At 36.0% G+C, this 17,154-nt stretch carries 11 protein-coding genes; all 11 read right to left on the reverse strand.

What is annotated here, in order from left to right; translation table 11 throughout:
* Positions 1 to 223 precede the first annotated feature (223 nt).
* Positions 224 to 1,417: an elongation factor Tu gene (tuf, locus tag B5E58_RS07795; protein ID WP_088109125.1), complete on the reverse strand. Its 1,194-nt coding sequence runs from the start codon at positions 1,415 to 1,417 to the stop codon at positions 224 to 226.
* Between the two features lie 160 nt (positions 1,418 to 1,577).
* The gene (gene fusA / locus B5E58_RS07800) at positions 1,578 to 3,671 is read right to left on the reverse strand and encodes an elongation factor G (RefSeq protein ID WP_275532720.1); all 2,094 of its coding nucleotides are present in this window, start codon (positions 3,669 to 3,671) and stop codon (positions 1,578 to 1,580) included.
* Positions 3,672 to 3,824: 153 nt separating this feature from the next.
* Positions 3,825 to 4,295, reverse strand: coding sequence for a 30S ribosomal protein S7 (rpsG, locus tag B5E58_RS07805; RefSeq protein ID WP_206608562.1), 471 nt, complete (start codon positions 4,293 to 4,295; stop codon positions 3,825 to 3,827).
* 162 nt (positions 4,296 to 4,457) lie between these two features.
* Positions 4,458 to 4,880 (reverse strand): 30S ribosomal protein S12, encoded by a 423-nt coding sequence (gene rpsL / locus B5E58_RS07810; RefSeq protein WP_088109126.1) that lies wholly within the window; start codon positions 4,878 to 4,880, stop codon positions 4,458 to 4,460.
* Positions 4,881 to 5,199: 319 nt separating this feature from the next.
* Positions 5,200 to 8,757, reverse strand: coding sequence for a DNA-directed RNA polymerase subunit beta' (gene rpoC, locus B5E58_RS07815; RefSeq protein ID WP_088109127.1), 3,558 nt, complete (start codon positions 8,755 to 8,757; stop codon positions 5,200 to 5,202).
* Positions 8,758 to 8,773: 16 nt separating this feature from the next.
* Entirely contained in the window at positions 8,774 to 12,670 is a 3,897-nt protein-coding gene (gene rpoB, locus B5E58_RS07820; RefSeq protein ID WP_088109128.1) for a DNA-directed RNA polymerase subunit beta, read from the reverse strand.
* A 640-nt stretch (positions 12,671 to 13,310) separates the two neighbouring features.
* Positions 13,311 to 13,643 carry a CD1247 N-terminal domain-containing protein gene (locus tag B5E58_RS07825; RefSeq protein WP_088109129.1) on the reverse strand — a complete coding sequence of 111 codons (333 nt, stop codon included), beginning with the start codon at positions 13,641 to 13,643 and terminating at the stop codon, positions 13,311 to 13,313.
* 64 nt (positions 13,644 to 13,707) lie between these two features.
* Complete coding sequence (gene efp, locus B5E58_RS07830; protein WP_088109130.1) at positions 13,708 to 14,265, reverse strand: elongation factor P; 558 nt, start codon at positions 14,263 to 14,265, stop codon at positions 13,708 to 13,710.
* A gap of 102 nt (positions 14,266 to 14,367) precedes the next feature.
* Positions 14,368 to 14,892 (reverse strand): YqeG family HAD IIIA-type phosphatase, encoded by a 525-nt coding sequence (locus B5E58_RS07835; protein ID WP_088109131.1) that lies wholly within the window; start codon positions 14,890 to 14,892, stop codon positions 14,368 to 14,370.
* A 70-nt stretch (positions 14,893 to 14,962) separates the two neighbouring features.
* The gene (locus B5E58_RS07840; RefSeq protein ID WP_088109132.1) at positions 14,963 to 15,580 is read right to left on the reverse strand and encodes an MBL fold metallo-hydrolase; all 618 of its coding nucleotides are present in this window, start codon (positions 15,578 to 15,580) and stop codon (positions 14,963 to 14,965) included.
* 373 nt (positions 15,581 to 15,953) lie between these two features.
* Entirely contained in the window at positions 15,954 to 17,138 is a 1,185-nt protein-coding gene (locus tag B5E58_RS07845) for a GGDEF domain-containing protein (RefSeq protein ID WP_158097703.1), read from the reverse strand.
* Positions 17,139 to 17,154 lie beyond the last annotated feature (16 nt).

Genomic DNA, 17,154 nt, shown 5'->3' on the forward strand with positions numbered 1-17,154 from the left:
TAAAACAAATGTCTTTTTAAAAGGTCTTATACTTAAAAATCATTCAATATTTTTGTGCAATATTAATTTATACTTTAACCATAAATCCGTTTTTTATGCAAAAAATGCATAAAACTCAAAAAATATTTAAAAACACAAAAACACCCTGAAGGCGAACCTTCAGGGTGAATATCTTCCGGACACAAATTTATATAAAATTAAGTTTAAACTTTCTCAGTTAAAATTACTCGATGATTTCAACAACTGAGCCAGCTCCAACTGTTCTACCACCTTCACGGATAGCGAATCTAAGACCAGGAGCCATAGCTACTTTTGTGATAAGTTCGATTGTCATTTCAACGTTGTCACCAGGCATACACATTTCTGTTCCTTCTGGAAGAGAGATAACACCTGTAACGTCTGTTGTTCTGAAGTAGAACTGTGGTCTGTAGTTGTTGAAGAATGGTGTATGACGTCCACCCTCTTCTTTACTTAATACGTAAACCTGAGCTTTGAATTTTGTATGAGGTGTGATTGAACCTGGTTTAGCAAGAACCTGTCCTCTTTCGATTTCGTTTCTCTGAACACCACGAAGAAGAACACCGATGTTGTCACCAGCTTCAGCCTGGTCAAGGAGTTTTCTGAACATTTCAACGCCTGTTACAACAACTTTTCTTGGTTCGTCAGCAAGACCAACGATTTCAACTTCATCAGATACTTTAACTACACCGCTTTCAACTCTACCTGTAGCAACTGTACCACGTCCTGTAATTGAGAATACGTCCTCAACTGGCATAAGGAATGGTTTGTCAACATCTCTTTTTGGTTCAGGGATGTAAGCTTCGATTTCGTTGAAGAGTTCAAGGATTTTGTCTCCCCATTCGCTTGATGGATCCTGAAGAGCCTGGAAAGCAGAACCACGGATGATTGGTGTGTCATCTCCTGGGAATTCATACTCGTTAAGGAGTTCTCTGATTTCCATTTCAACAAGGTCAAGAAGTTCTTCGTCGTCTACCATGTCACATTTGTTCATGAATACTACGATGTAAGGAACACCAACCTGTCTTGAAAGAAGGATATGTTCTCTTGTCTGAGCCATAGGACCGTCTGTTGCAGCAACAACAAGGATAGCACCGTCCATCTGAGCAGCACCTGTGATCATGTTTTTAACGTAGTCAGCATGACCTGGGCAGTCTACGTGAGCGTAGTGTCTGTTAGGTGTTTCATATTCAACGTGAGCTGTAGAGATTGTGATACCTCTTTCTCTTTCTTCTGGAGCTTTATCGATGTTTTCGAAAGCAACTGCTTCACCGATGTTGTATCTTTCGTGAAGTGTTTTTGTGATAGCAGCTGTTAATGTTGTTTTACCATGGTCAACGTGTCCGATTGTACCAATGTTCATATGTGGTTTAGTTCTTTCAAATTTAGCCTTTGCCATTTTTAAACTTCCTCCTTTAGGTAATGAGAGCATAAGCTCTCCAAAATTAATGAAGATTCAATAAATTAGCTTATAAAGCTTATAAATCAAATATAATTATATTAAAAATAATTGTTTTTGGCAATAGTTATTGCCAAAAACAATATTCTATTATCAGTTATCAGTCTTTAGCAGCTTTTCCTGCAAGAACTTTCTCCTGAATGTTCTTTGGACAAGGTTCATAGTGGTCAACTTCCATTACGTAAGTACCACGTCCCTGTGTCTTAGAACGAAGGTCTGTTGAGTATCCAAACATTTCAGCAAGTGGAACGAATGAATGAACAACCTGTACACCACTTCTTGCTTCCATACCTTCGATACGTCCACGACGTGAGTTAATGTCACCAATAACGTCACCCATGTATTCTTCAGGAACAGAAACTGTAACCTTCATGATAGGCTCAAGAAGAACAGCGTCACCTTTCTTCATAGCTTCTTTGAATGCCATAGAACCGGCAATCTGGTAAGCTGTTTCAGATGAGTCAACTTCGTGGTAGCTTCCGTCATAAACTTCAGCTTTAACACCAAGTACAGGATATCCACCAAGGATACCACTCTGCATAGCCTGCTGTATACCTTTGTCGATAGCTGGGATATATTCTTTAGGAATAGAACCACCAACTGTGCTGTTTACGAACTCGTAGTTATGTTCAGCATCTGTACCGATAGGATAGAATCTAACTTTACAGTGACCATACTGTCCACGACCACCAGACTGACGTACGAATTTACCTTCTACGTCAACAGCTTTACGGAATGTTTCTTTATATGAAACCTGAGGAGCACCAACGTTAGCTTCAACTTTGAACTCTCTTAAGAGACGGTCAACGATGATTTCAAGGTGGAGCTCACCCATACCAGCGATGATAGTATCACCAGTATCCTGGTTTGTATATGTTTTGAATGTTGGGTCTTCTTCTGCAAGTTTTGCAAGAGCAATACCCATTTTATCTCTACCAGCTTTTGTTTTAGGCTCGATAGCAACCTCAATAACTGGTTCTGGGAATACCATTGATTCAAGGATAACTTCGTCATCTTCAAAACAGATTGTATCACCAGTTGTAGTGAACTTAAGACCTACAGCAGCAGCGATGTCACCAGCATAAACCTTGTCGATTTCTTCACGGTGGTTAGCATGCATCTGAAGGATACGTCCAATACGTTCTTTTTTACCCTTTGTTGAGTTGTATACATAAGAACCTGCATCACAAGTTCCTGAATAAACTCTGAAGAAAGCAAGTTTACCAACGAATGGGTCGTTCATAATCTTGAATGCAAGAGCTGAGAATGGTTCTTCATCTGATGCATGTCTTTCGATTTCTTCATTAGTATTAGGGTCGATACCCTTTATAGCAGGGATATCTGTTGGAGCTGGCATGTATTCGATAACGCCATCAAGAAGTTTCTGTACACCTTTGTTTCTGTAAGCAGAACCACAGAATACAGGAATAGCTTCACAAGCGATACAAGCTTTACGAAGAGCAGCTTTAAGTTCAGCTTCTGTGATTTCTTCTTCGTTGAAGAATTTTTCCATAAGTTCTTCATCTGTTTCACAGATAGCTTCAACCATTTTTGCTCTGTATTCTTCAGCTTTATCCATGTAATCAGCAGGAATGTCTTCTTCATCGATTTCTGTTCCTGTTTCATTTTCATAGATGTAAGCTTTCATTTTCATAAGGTCGATAATTCCTACGAAGTCACTTTCAGCACCGATTGGAAGTGTAACAGCGATTGGATTACATCCAAGTCTGTCAACCATCATCTGAAGTACATTGTAGAAGTTAGCACCCATAATGTCCATTTTGTTTACAAATGCCATTCTAGGTACGTTATAGTTATCAGCCTGTCTCCAAACAGTTTCTGACTGAGGCTCAACGCCGCCCTTTGCACAGAATACACAAACAGCACCGTCAAGTACACGGAGTGAACGCTCAACTTCTACTGTGAAGTCAACGTGTCCCGGTGTATCGATAATATTAATTCTATTGTCAAGCCAATGGCAAGTTGTAGCGGCAGAAGTAATTGTTATACCTCTTTCCTGTTCCTGCTCCATCCAGTCCATTGTAGCTGTACCTTCGTGAGTATCACCGATTTTGTAGTTACGGCCTGTGTAGAAAAGAATACGTTCTGTTAATGTAGTCTTACCTGCGTCAATGTGGGCCATAATACCAATATTTCTAGTTCTCTCAAGAGGATATTCTCTTTTTGCAGCCACTTGTACTCCTCCTTTTTTCCATATTTCAAACGATTGTATTATCCCTTGCGGGTTCAATTTTCACACATAAATTTTTTTGAAAATCCAAATAACCAACATATGGGCGAAAACTTTAAAAGTTTCGCCCCTATAAAGATTTTAAGATTTTCAAAATCACCATTTGTAATGTGAGAAAGCTTTGTTAGCTTCTGCCATTTTATGTGTTTCGTCTTTCTTCTTAACAGCACCGCCGGCGTTGTTTAAAGCATCTAAGATTTCACCTGCTAAACGGTCAATCATAGTCTTTTCGCCACGTTTTCTGCTGTATACTGTTAACCAACGAAGACCAAGTGTACGTCTTCTTTCTGGTCTAATTTCCATTGGTACCTGGTAAGTAGCACCACCAACACGGCGAGCTTTTACCTCAAGTACAGGCATGATGTTGTTTAAAGCTTCTTCAAAAGCCTCTAAAGCCTCTTTACCTGTTTTTTCTGATACTTTTTCGAATGCGCCGTAAACTATTTTTTCGGCAACACCTTTTTTACCGTCAAGCATTATGCTGTTGATAAGCTTTGTTACAAGCTTGCTATTGTATAATGGGTCTGGTAAAACTTCTCTTTTTGCAACATGTCCTTTTCTTGGCACGATTCTTCCCTCCTTAATGAATAAATATATTCTCGGTACTCGCACATACTAAATTGTGCGTACATGCCTTAATACTATATCTTAATCTATACCGGCAATCAGCAGATTGTATTGATTTGTATAAGGCATAACCTATTTTTCAAAAATTAAATTAAATTAAAATTATTTTTTAGCTGCTTTAGGACGCTTAGCACCGTATTTAGAACGAGCCTGCATTCTCTTAGCAACACCAGCTGTGTCGAGTGTACCTCTGATGATGTGATAACGAACACCAGGAAGGTCTTTAACTCTACCACCTCTTATAAGAACAACAGAGTGTTCCTGAAGGTTGTGTCCTTCACCTGGGATGTAAGCTGTAACTTCGATACCGTTTGAAAGACGAACTCTGGCGATTTTTCTTAAAGCTGAGTTAGGTTTCTTAGGTGTAGAAGTTTTAACTGCAGTACAAACACCACGTCTCTGTGGAGAAGAAATATCTGTTGATTTCTTCTTTAAAGAGTTGAATCCTTTCTGAAGAGCAGGAGCAGTTGATTTTTTCTCTACTGTCTGTCTACCTTTTCTTACTAACTGATTAAATGTTGGCATTTAATTGCACCTCCTTACAAATTAATACGTTTCTGCCATTGCATTATCTGCAAAATATATATCTTTGAACACACTAAATAAGCCTGCTCACAGACACTCAAAAATCATATCATCTAAATAATTAAAAGTCAAGGCATTTTTCCAAAACTTAACCTTAAAAAAATGTAGAAAATTAAGGATTTTCCAAGTTTTTTTCCACAAAATTGACATAATAAAACTTTGTTTTCAAAAAAATGCAAAATGATAAATTAAAAGAAATCAAATTTTATGGTAAAAATGATAAAGGCACAGACAAATGTCTGTGCCTAAAAATCATAAATTACATTTCATCATCTTCATCATCAGAAGCATCACCAGAAGGAACAATATCAATATCACGATATCTATTCATACCTGTACCAGCTGGTATAAGCTTACCGATAATAACGTTTTCTTTAAGACCGATAAGAGGGTCAACTTTGCCTTTGATAGCAGCTTCAGTAAGAACTCTTGTTGTCTCCTGGAATGAAGCAGCTGAAAGGAATGAGTCAGTAGCAAGAGATGCTTTTGTGATACCAAGAAGTACACGACTTCCCTTAGCAGGCTCTTTTCCTTCTTTTTCAAGAGCTTCGTTTGTATTTTCGAATGTAAGCCAGTCAACAAGGCTTCCTGGAAGGAAATCTGTGTCGCCATTTTCTTCGATTTTAACTCTCTTAAGCATCTGACGAACAATAACCTCGATATGTTTATCGTTAATCTCAACACCCTGAAGACGATAAACTCTCTGAACTTCCTGTATCATGTAATCCTGAACACCACGAAGTCCTTTAATCTTAAGAATGTCATGTGGGTTAACGCTACCTTCTGTTATTTCGTCACCGGCTTCAATACGGTCACCGTCATAAACTTTTATTCTTGAACCGTAAGGTATAAGATAATCTTTAACTTCACCTGTTTCAGGATTTGTTATAACAACCTCACGTTTTTTCTTTGTATCATTAAGTGTTACAGTACCACCAAACTCAGCGATAATAGCAAGTCCCTTAGGTTTTCTTGCTTCAAAAAGCTCCTCAACACGAGGAAGACCCTGTGTGATGTCATCTCCGGCAATACCACCAGTATGGAAAGTACGCATTGTAAGCTGTGTACCAGGCTCACCGATAGACTGAGCAGCTATGATACCAACAGACTCACCGATACGAACTGAACGACCACTGGCCATGTTTGCACCGTAACATTTTGAACAAATACCGATTTCAGAACGACAAGTGAGGACAGTTCTAATAAGAACTTCTTTAACTCCTGCTTTTTCAACTTTTTCAGCAAGGTCAGGAGTAATCATACTGTCTGCATGAACGATAACTTCACCTGTTTCAGGATGAAGAATATCATTAACAGACCATCTTCCTCTAATTCTATCCTGTAATCCTTCGATAACTTCGTTACCGTCAACAATAGCTCTAACAACAAGACCTGGAGCTTCTTTTTCGCTGTCTGCACAACAATCCCATTCACGGATAATAATATCCTGAGAAACGTCAACAAGACGACGTGTAAGATAACCAGAGTCGGCAGTTCTAAGAGCTGTGTCAGTAAGACCTTTTCTAGCACCGTGAGCAGAAATGAAATACTCAAGAACTGTAAGACCTTCACGGAAGTTAGACTTAATAGGGAGCTCGATAATACCACCAGATGGGTTAGCCATAAGACCACGCATACCGGCAAGCTGTTTAATCTGGCTGTTAGAACCACGGGCACCAGAGTTAGCCATCATGAATATGTTATTGTATTTACCAAGTCCTTTAAGAAGAGCATCTGTAATCTTATCGTTGGCAATGTTCCAAGCTTCAATTACTTTGTTATGACGTTCTTCATCAGTCATAAGACCACGTCTAAATTTCTTTGTGATAACTTCAACTTTGTCTTCAGCTTCTTTAAGGTATTCGCCTTTTTCTTTAGGAATTTCCATATCAGAAACAGAAACTGTAAGAGCAGCTCTAGTTGAGAATTTATAACCGAGAGCTTTAATCTTATCGAGAACAACAGCAGTTTCAGTTGAACCACATTTATTTATACATCTATTTATAATTTTACCAATTCCCTTTTTATCTACAAGGAAATCAATTTCATATCTAAATTTATCTTCTTCGTTTGTTCTATCAACATAACCAAGGTTCTGAGGAATAGCTTCATTAAATATTATGAAACCAACAGTTGTAGGAACAATTCTTGTTTCTTTAACACCGTTAAATTCCATAGTTTTTCTAACTTTGATACGAGCATGAAGTGAAACTTCATGGTTATCATAAGCAAGAAGAGCCTCGTTTTCATCTTTAAACACTTTACCTTCACCAGGCTCACCGTCTTTAGTGAGTGTAAGATAGTACATACCTAAAATCATGTCCTGTGAAGGAACAGTAACAGGAGCACCATCAGAAGGTTTTAAAAGGTTGTTTGGTGAAAGAAGAAGGAAACGGCATTCTGCCTGTGCCTCAACAGAAAGAGGAACGTGAACAGCCATCTGGTCACCGTCGAAGTCAGCATTGTAAGCTGTACAAACGAGTGGGTGAAGTTTAATAGCTCTACCTTCAACAAGTTTAGGTTCAAATGCCTGAATACCAAGTCTGTGAAGTGTAGGTGCACGGTTAAGCATAACTGGGTGTTCTTTGATAACATCTTCTAAGACATCCCAAACTTCAGTCTGTAATCTTTCAACCATTCTTTTTGCTGATTTAATATTATGTGCAAGACCGTCTTCAACAAGTTTCTTCATAACGAAAGGCTTAAATAATTCAATAGCCATTTCTTTAGGAAGACCACACTGATAAATCTTAAGGTCAGGACCTACAACGATAACAGAACGTCCGGAGTAGTCAACACGTTTTCCGAGAAGGTTCTGACGGAAACGTCCCTGTTTACCTTTAAGCATATCTGAAAGAGATTTAAGAGGTCTGTTTCCAGGACCTGTAACAGGTCTACCACGACGACCATTATCAATAAGGGCGTCAACAGCTTCCTGAAGCATTCTCTTTTCATTTCTAACGATAATATCAGGAGCACCAAGCTCAAGAAGTCTTTTAAGACGGTTATTTCTATTTATAACACGTCTATAAAGGTCATTAAGGTCACTTGTTGCAAAACGTCCACCGTCAAGCTGTACCATAGGACGAATGTCTGGTGGAATAACAGGGATTGCATCAAGTATCATCCATTCAGGTTTGTTATTTGAAGTTCTAAATGACTCAATAACCTCAAGTCTCTTTATAATTCTAATTCTCTTCTGACCTGTTGTATCAACAAGCTGTTTTTTAAGCTCAACAGACTCTTTTTCAAGGTCAATATCCATAAGGAGCTGTTTAATAGCTTCAGCACCCATACCAACTTTGAAAGTATTACCCCATCTGTCATAAGCATCTCTGAATTCTTTTTCAGTAAGAAGCTGTTTATAAGTAAGGTCAGTATCTCCACTGTCAAGTACAACATATGAAGCAAAGTAGAGAACTTTTTCAAGAGCTCTTGGGCTCATAGAAAGTATGAGACCCATTCTTGAAGGAATACCTTTAAAATACCAGATATGTGACACAGGAGCTGCAAGCTCGATGTGTCCCATTCTCTCACGACGTACCTTTGACTTTGTAACTTCAACGCCACATCTGTCACAGACAACGCCTTTGTATCTTATTCTTTTATATTTACCACAGTGACACTCCCAATCCTTGTTTGGTCCGAAAATTCTTTCACAGAAAAGACCGTCCTTTTCAGGTTTGAGTGTTCTGTAATTTATAGTTTCAGGTTTTTTAACCTCTCCTCTGGACCATTCACGGATTTTTTCAGGAGAAGCCAGACCGATTTTAATAGAATCGAAAACTATACCCTGTTCTGTATTCTGTGTTGCCATGGTTCAATCTCCTTTCTTATTCCTCGTCAAAATCCGAAAAATCATCATCAAGACTTAAATCATCTGATAAAACATCATCAGAATAATCGTCTTTTAAGAATGCATCATCAGACATATCATCTCCAAAGATAAAGTTTGAAATTTTTTCATCTTCATCTTCCTCAGCACTCTGATATTTACCTTTGTAGTAATCATCGTCGTCATCGTCTCTTTCGAAACCATCGATTTTTACATTAAGATCATCAACGTCATCAATAGACTCTTTAATTTCAACTTCTGTATTGTCGTCACGAAGAACTCTTATATCAAGAGCAAGTGACTGAAGTTCTTTAAGAAGAACTTTGAATGACTCAGGAACGCCAGGTTCAGGGATATTTTCACCCTTAACAATAGCTTCATAAGTCTTAACACGACCAACGATGTCGTCAGATTTAACAGTAAGTATTTCCTGAAGTGTGTAAGCAGCACCATAAGCTTCAAGTGCCCAAACCTCCATCTCTCCGAAACGCTGTCCACCAAACTGTGCTTTACCACCAAGAGGCTGCTGTGTAACAAGAGAGTAAGGACCTGTTGAACGAGCATGGATTTTATCGTCAACAAGGTGGTGGAGTTTAAGGTAGTGCATGAAACCTATTGTAACTCTATTATCAAAGAATTCTCCAGTACGTCCGTCACGAAGTTTAACTTTACCATCACGGCTTAACTGAACACCTTTCCATTCTTCTCTATGGTCTCTGTTTTCCCAGAGTTCTTCATAAATATCACCGTCAAGGAGTTCTTTCCATTTTTCGGAGAACTCGTCCCAATCAAGATTTACATAATCGTTTGCCATTTCGAGAGTATCCATAATGTCAATCTCGTCAGCACCGTCAAATACAGGTGTAGCAATCTTCCAGCCAAGAGCTTTTGCAGCAAGGCTTAAGTGAGTTTCAAGGACCTGACCGATATTCATACGAGAAGGAATACCAAGTGGGTTAAGAACTATATCCAAAGGTCTACCGTTTTCAAGGAATGGCATATCCTCTTTAGGAAGAACTCTGGAGACAACACCTTTGTTACCGTGACGTCCGGCCATTTTATCACCAACAGAAATCTTACGTTTCTGAGCAATATATACACGAACAAGCTGGTTTACACCAGGTCCAATATCGTCGCCATTTTCTCTTGTAAATATTTTTACATCTACAATGATACCGCTCTCACCATGAGGAACACGGAGTGAAGTATCTCTAACTTCTCTCGCTTTCTCTCCAAAGATAGCACGGAGAAGTCTTTCTTCTGCTGTAAGTTCAGTTTCACCCTTAGGTGTAACTTTACCAACAAGAATATCGTTTGCACGAACCTCAGCACCAATACGGATAATACCTCTTTCGTCAAGGTCACGAAGTGCGTCCTCACCTACGTTAGGTATATCTCTTGTGATTTCTTCAGGTCCGAGTTTTGTATCTCTTGCTTCAGCTTCAAATTCATTTATATGAACAGATGTGTAAACATCTTCCTGAACAAGTCTTTCACTAAGAAGAACGGCGTCCTCGTAGTTATAACCTTCCCAAGTCATGAAACCTATAAGAGGGTTTTTACCGAGAGCAAGTTCTCCGTTTGATGTAGAAGCACCATCAGCAATAATCTGACCAGCTTTTACATTATCACCAAAGTTGATAATAGGTCTCTGGTTAAGACAAGTTGACTGGTTACTTCTCTGATATTTAATAAGTTTATATTTATCTCTCTTACCTGTTTCTGTTTTAATAACGATTTCGTCGGAAGAAATTCTTTCAACAACACCGTCATTTTTAGCAATAACACAGATACCAGAGTCTTTAGCTGTTTTATATTCCATACCTGTTCCGACAATAGGTGAGTCTGTCACTAAAAGTGGCACCGCCTGACGCTGCATGTTAGAACCCATGAGGGCACGGTTAGCGTCGTCATTTTCAAGGAAAGGAATAAGAGCAGTAGCAACTGAAACCATCTGTTTTGGAGAAACGTCCATAAGGTTGATTTGTTTCTCGTCAACTTCTATTGTATCGTCACGGAAACGACCAGCTACTTTCTTGTGAACGAAATATCCGTTTTCATCAAGAGGTTCATTAGCCTGTGCAACCATGAAGTTTTCTTCTTCGTCAGCTGTTACATATATAAATTCATCTGTAACACGTGGTCTTTCTCCAGAGTGGTCAACTACTCTATAAGGAGCTTCAATGAAACCATACTCATTTATTCTTGCGAATGTTGCAAGGGAGTTAATAAGACCGATGTTAGGACCTTCAGGAGTTTCGATAGGACACATTCTACCGTAGTGAGAATGGTGAACGTCACGAACTTCGAAACCAGCTCTCTCTCTTGAAAGACCACCAGGACCGAGGGCTGAAAGTCTTCTCTTATGAGTAAGCTCTGAAAGTGGGTTATTCTGGTCCATAAACTGTGAAAGCTGTGAACTTCCAAAGAACTCTTTAATAGCAGCTGTTACAGGCTTAACATTAATAAGGTTCTGAGGAATAGCAGCATCTATATCCTGAGTAGTCATTCTTTCACGAACAACTCTCTCCATTCTTGTAAGACCAATTCTGAACTGGTTCTGTAAAAGCTCACCTACTGAACGAATACGTCTGTTTCCTAAGTGGTCGATATCGTCCACATTACCGAAACCGTAGTCAAGCTGCATAACATAGTTTATTGAAGCCATAATATCTTCAAGAGTAATATGTTTTGGAACAAGTTCATGCATATTTTCCTTAATAGCTTCTTTAATTTCCTGTGGATTTTCATATTCCTCAAGAATTTTAGCAAGTACAGGATAATATACTTTTTCTTTTATATTAAGGTCTTTAGCTGTAAGACCATATTCACTTATGAAGCAATCAATATCAACAACCTGATTTGTAAGTATTTTGATATTTCTCTCTTCACCTTCAACTGTAATATAAACGAAAGGAATACCAGTATTCTGAATATCCTCACAGTTTTCCATAGTAAGTTTTGTACCTGCCTCACAAACTATCTCACCTGTAAGTGGGTCGATAACATCCTCTGCAAGTTCAGCACCTGCAATACGGTTTTTAAGGGCAAGTTTTTTATTAAATTTATAACGTCCAACCTTAGCAAGGTCATAACGTTTAGGGTCAAAGAACATACCTCTTAAAAGAGTTTCTGAACTTTCTACTGTTGGTGGCTCACCTGGACGGAGTTTTTTATAAATCTCAATAAGACCTTCCTCATAAGATTTACTTACGTCCTTTTCAATAGTCGCAAGAATTTTAGGCTCTTCGCCAAAAAGTTCAACGATTTCAGAGTCTGAACCGATACCTAAAGCTCTTATAAGAACAGTAACAGGAACTTTTCTTGTACGGTCAACACGTACATAGAAAACATCATTTGAATCTGTCTCATATTCAAGCCAAGCTCCACGGTTAGGAATAACAGTTGAAGAAAGAAGTTTCTTTCCTACTTTGTCAAAGTCTGAAGCGTAGTATATACCGGGTGAACGTACAAGCTGGCTTACAATAACACGCTCTGCACCATTTATGACAAAAGTACCTGTCTCTGTCATGAGAGGGAATTCTCCCATAAATATTTCCTGCTCTTTAATTTCATCGAGCTCTTTGTTTATAAGTCTTGCCTTAACTTTAAGGGAAGCTGCATAAGTTGCATCTCTTTCCTTACATTCTTCAATAGAATACTTAGGCTCTGAATCCAAAGAAAAGTCGGTAAAACGAAGAATGATGTTACCGCTGAAATCAGTTATAGGGTTTATGTCGTCAAATACTTCTGAAAGACCTTCCTCTAAAAACCACTTGTAACTTTCTTTCTGAACTTCAATAAGGTTTGGCATTTCAAGAACTTCATTTATTCTTGAGTAGCTTTTCCTTGCTCCGTCACCGTACTGGACAGAGTGAATTCTGTTTTTTTCCATAAAGTCACCCCTCAAAAAATTTAAAAACTATCTTAACGTAAAAAAATTAGAGCTGCCTAAACAAAGCTAGACCTTTGAACAAACTGTCTTTAATCAACAGCCTGAAACAAAAGCCGCAAAATTTAAGAAATTCTAATGAAATTTTACTTTTCTTACAAAAAAGAAAAGATACTGTGTAAAATTACAAAATAATCACCAAAAGGCAATTTATATTAGTTACAATTTTTTAATGTATTTTACAACACATAAATTTTAACCAAAAATATATGTTGAAATATAATTTGCATTGTGCTATAATAAATCCAAAGCAATGTAATGTTTGTATCATAGCGTTATGTTTCATAATTTTAGCATATCAAGACCTTTTTGTCAAGGTCTTTTTGTTTTGCCCTTTTTTAAAAAAGCCTTTAAATACAAGCCTTCCCCCTTATTTAATTATTTCAATATAATTTTTGGAAATTTTTTTCAAAAACAATAAATGCTTTTTAAAGCATTGCCCTAAAAAGCATTTTATAAACATATTTTCAAAAAATACACAATAGTTATAATATTTTTACACCAAAATTTTTGCTAAAAATACAACAAAAAAATTTTCAAAAAATTGCAATTTCGTCACTTTTTATTTACATATATTTACAAATCAGTCTTCAAAGTCCTCATCAGTGAAATCTGTGGCACAAACAGGTATCATATTTCCACATTTAGGACATGGAATTTCTTCTTCTTCCTCAAAAACTTCCTCAGAAACTTCTATCTCCTCACCACATTCAGGGCATATAAAAGCATACTCATATGTAGCTTCCCCATTACCGTCTTCACCAAACTGTTCAAGTATTCCATCAAGAAGCTCTCCCATATCATCAAGAACATCAGCAAAGGCAGCAAAAACTTTACCCTCTTTTGTATCCTCTGAAAAACCGCTTTCTTTACAGAAATTTCTTAAATAATCAACTTTGTCCTTAAAATAATCCATAAATTTTACCTCCTAAAAAAATAAGGTGCAGAATAATTTTTTCTGCACCAAAAATTTAAAATAATTAAGCTCTACCTAAGTATTCGCCTGTACGAGTATCAATCTTGATAACTTCACCCTGATTGATGAAAAGAGGTACCTGAACACTAGCACCTGTCTCAACAACAGCTGGTTTTGTAGCACCCTGTGCTGTATTTCCTGCAAATCCTGGTTCTGTTTCAGTAATTTCAAGCTCTACAAATAATGGAGGCTCAATACCGAAAACCTGTCCTTCGTAAGAAAGTATTTTAACCATTTCATTTTCTTTAACGAATTTAAGAGCATCTCCAACATCAGATGCATTAACAGCAATCTGGTCAAATGTCTCTGTATTCATAAAGTGGAAAAGGTCGCCATCTGTGTAAAGATACTGCATATCAAGTCTATCAATATGTGCTCTAGGCATTTTTTCAGTTGGTCTGAAAGTTTTTTCTACAACTGCTCCTGTTTTAAGATTTTTAATTTTTGTACGAACGAAAGCTGCTCCTTTACCTGGTTTAACGTGCTGGAACTCAAGAATAACGTAAATTTCGCCTTCGTATTCCATTGTTACACCATTTCTAAATTCACCTGCTGAAATCATTAGTTTTCCTCCTCGTTAATAAAACAAATCATCTACTATTTTAAAATAATTTTTTATATTTTTCAATATAAAGTTTTGATTTTAGGCAAAATAAGGGGTTTTTCAGTTAATTTTAAAAGGTTTTATGCCCTCACGTCTGAAATAAAATCCCATAACAAATCTTTCCATTCCTCTTTTAACCTTTGTTATAAGCTGGTCTCTTTTACATATTGGTGATGTAAGTATAGACAAAGCACCGGCTCTGTTTCCGCACCAAACATCTGTAAAAGCTTGATCTCCAATCATAGCTGTTTCTTCAGGTAAAGCATCAAATCTTTTCATAACAGCACGAAGTTTTTTGATACCAGGTTTACCTGCTTTATATACAGCCAGTGTTCCCAAATTTTCATTAAATATCTCTATTCTCTCTTTATTATTGTTGGAAAGTATTGAAAGTTTAAAGCCTTGCTTTTTTAAAAATTTTAAAAGCTCCACAATATCATCATCAGGCTTTGCAACATCAAAAGGAGCAAGAGTATTATCAATATCAAAAACAAGAACTTTTATACTTCTTTTTTTAAGTTCATCAATAGGAAGCTCATAAACAGACCTTACATACATATCTGGGAAAAATCTGTCAAAAATCACAAAAAACACCTCAATCAAAAATTCTTTAAAAAATTATATCAAACCTCTATGATATTGTAAAGAAAAAGCCTTATCCTCTCATAAAAGGATTATTTTTTCTCTCATAATCAAGAGTAGTTGAAGGGCCATGTCCTGGAAAAACTTTATAATCTCCCTTAAACTCAGAAAGCTTTTTAAGTGATTTTATAATTTCTTTATAATCCCCTGTCTCAAAATCTGTTCTTCCACAGCTTCCCTGAAAAAGTGTGTCTCCTGATATTATACAATCACCTATTAAAAGACAAATACTTCCCTCTGTATGTCCTGGTGTATGCATAACTTTAAAACTCATTTCTCCAACAGTGAAAGTCTCACCATCTTTCAACAAAACATCAGGTATAATACTTACATCTCCCCCCATATAACAAGAAAGATTTATAGCTGGGTCTTGTAAAACTCTTGTTTCATGCTCTCCCGCACAAACCTTACAGCCATATTTTTCTTTAATCTCATCAACAGCACTTATATGGTCTCCATGACCATGAGTAAGTATTATGTATGAAGGCTTTATATTATTTTTTTCAAAATAATCTTCAAATATTCCAGCATCACCCTCACAATCAATAATAACACAGTTTTTTTCACTGTCTGTAAGAACATAACAGTTTGTTCCACCATTACCCATAACAAAACATTTCATTTCTATCATTAATCTATCTCTCCTTATTATCACAATTATACTTTAATATGAATATTATAATCATAAAGTCATTTATCTATCAATATTTTTATATTCCAAAAATATTTTTAATACTTTTGTTCTAAAGTAGCGTATATTTACATATAGATAACATTACCTAAATATTTTTATAACAGGTTTATGATATTTATTATATATAAGATGAAAGGAGATGATAATATGAAAAATACTATAACAGTAAACACAGCTAACACAACAAATACAGTTAATACAATTCCTGTGGAGGTATTAGAGGAATGTCTTTATCTTATAGACTAATGATAATATAAAAAAAGAGAGTATTTTATTTTTAAAATAAAAAAATACTCTCTTTTTTATTTGTTCAAAAATTCAAATCATCAAAAAACATAAAATTATTTTTACCATTATTTTTAACATAATAAAGTGCCTTATCAGCCTTTTCAAAAATATCATTCCAAAGTGTATATTTATATACCTTTTCAGTATGTACACCTAAACTTATAGAAAGATTTACATTTTCAATAGCAGTAGGAATATTCAAATTTCTTATAGAATTAAGAAGTACACAACTTAAATTTTTTGCATCCCCTTTTTTCATATTAGGTACTACAACACAAATTTCCTCGCCACCATATCTAACAGCATAACCATATTTTATATTTGAAATTATTGTTTGTGATACAATTCTAAGTATATCATCACCTTTTTGATGACCAAAATAGTCATTAAAAAGCTTAAAATTATCAATATCAATAACAAATATAGATATATAACCATAACCTACAGCTACACTTTTAAATATATTATCTATATTTTCATCAAAAAATCGTCTGTTATAAAGACCTGTAAGAGAGTCATGTTCCAAAAGATTTTTTAACATTTTATTTTTTTCTTCTATCTCATTTTTTTGAGATATTATTATTTTCTTTTCACAAAAACTTTGTCGCTCTCTAGAAAATTTATATACACTTATAAATATAGCTGAAAAAGCTATACAAATTGTAGATACCATAGCACCATAATGCTGGCTGCCTGTGGTTTTATCAAATATATTAAGTGCAACAACAAACAAAATTGCAGGTATAGAAAAAATAAAAACAGCCTGTATAGGTGTCATATATACAAGTAAACCTATAAACATCATACCTGTAACATACTGAGATATATTATTCCCTACACGTTGGTCATAAAGTGTAACAGATGCAATCCAAAATATATAAAAAAAAGAAAAAACAAACTGAAGATTTATAATACCTCTATAATTGGATTTATCCATATTTACACCAATTAATATAACAACCAAAGACACAATAAGCATTATTATATAAAACACTGTATAAACTTTACTAGCAACACTTCTAAGTGTAAAATCAGTGTATATAAGTGTATGTATTATATTATAAATTTGAAATACAGGTATAATGAACAAAATAAATTTCATATATTTAATTATTTTTTTAGACTCTTCAATAAGAAATTCCTTTTCCATTTCTTCATTTAGGTATGCCATGTTAAAAAAACTTTTAATAGTATCAAATAAATTCATAAAATTCCCCACCAAA

It is taken from the genome of Tyzzerella sp. An114, assembly GCF_002161055.1.
GTDB classification, from domain to species: Bacteria; Bacillota; Clostridia; order Lachnospirales; family Anaerotignaceae; genus Fimicola; species Fimicola cottocaccae.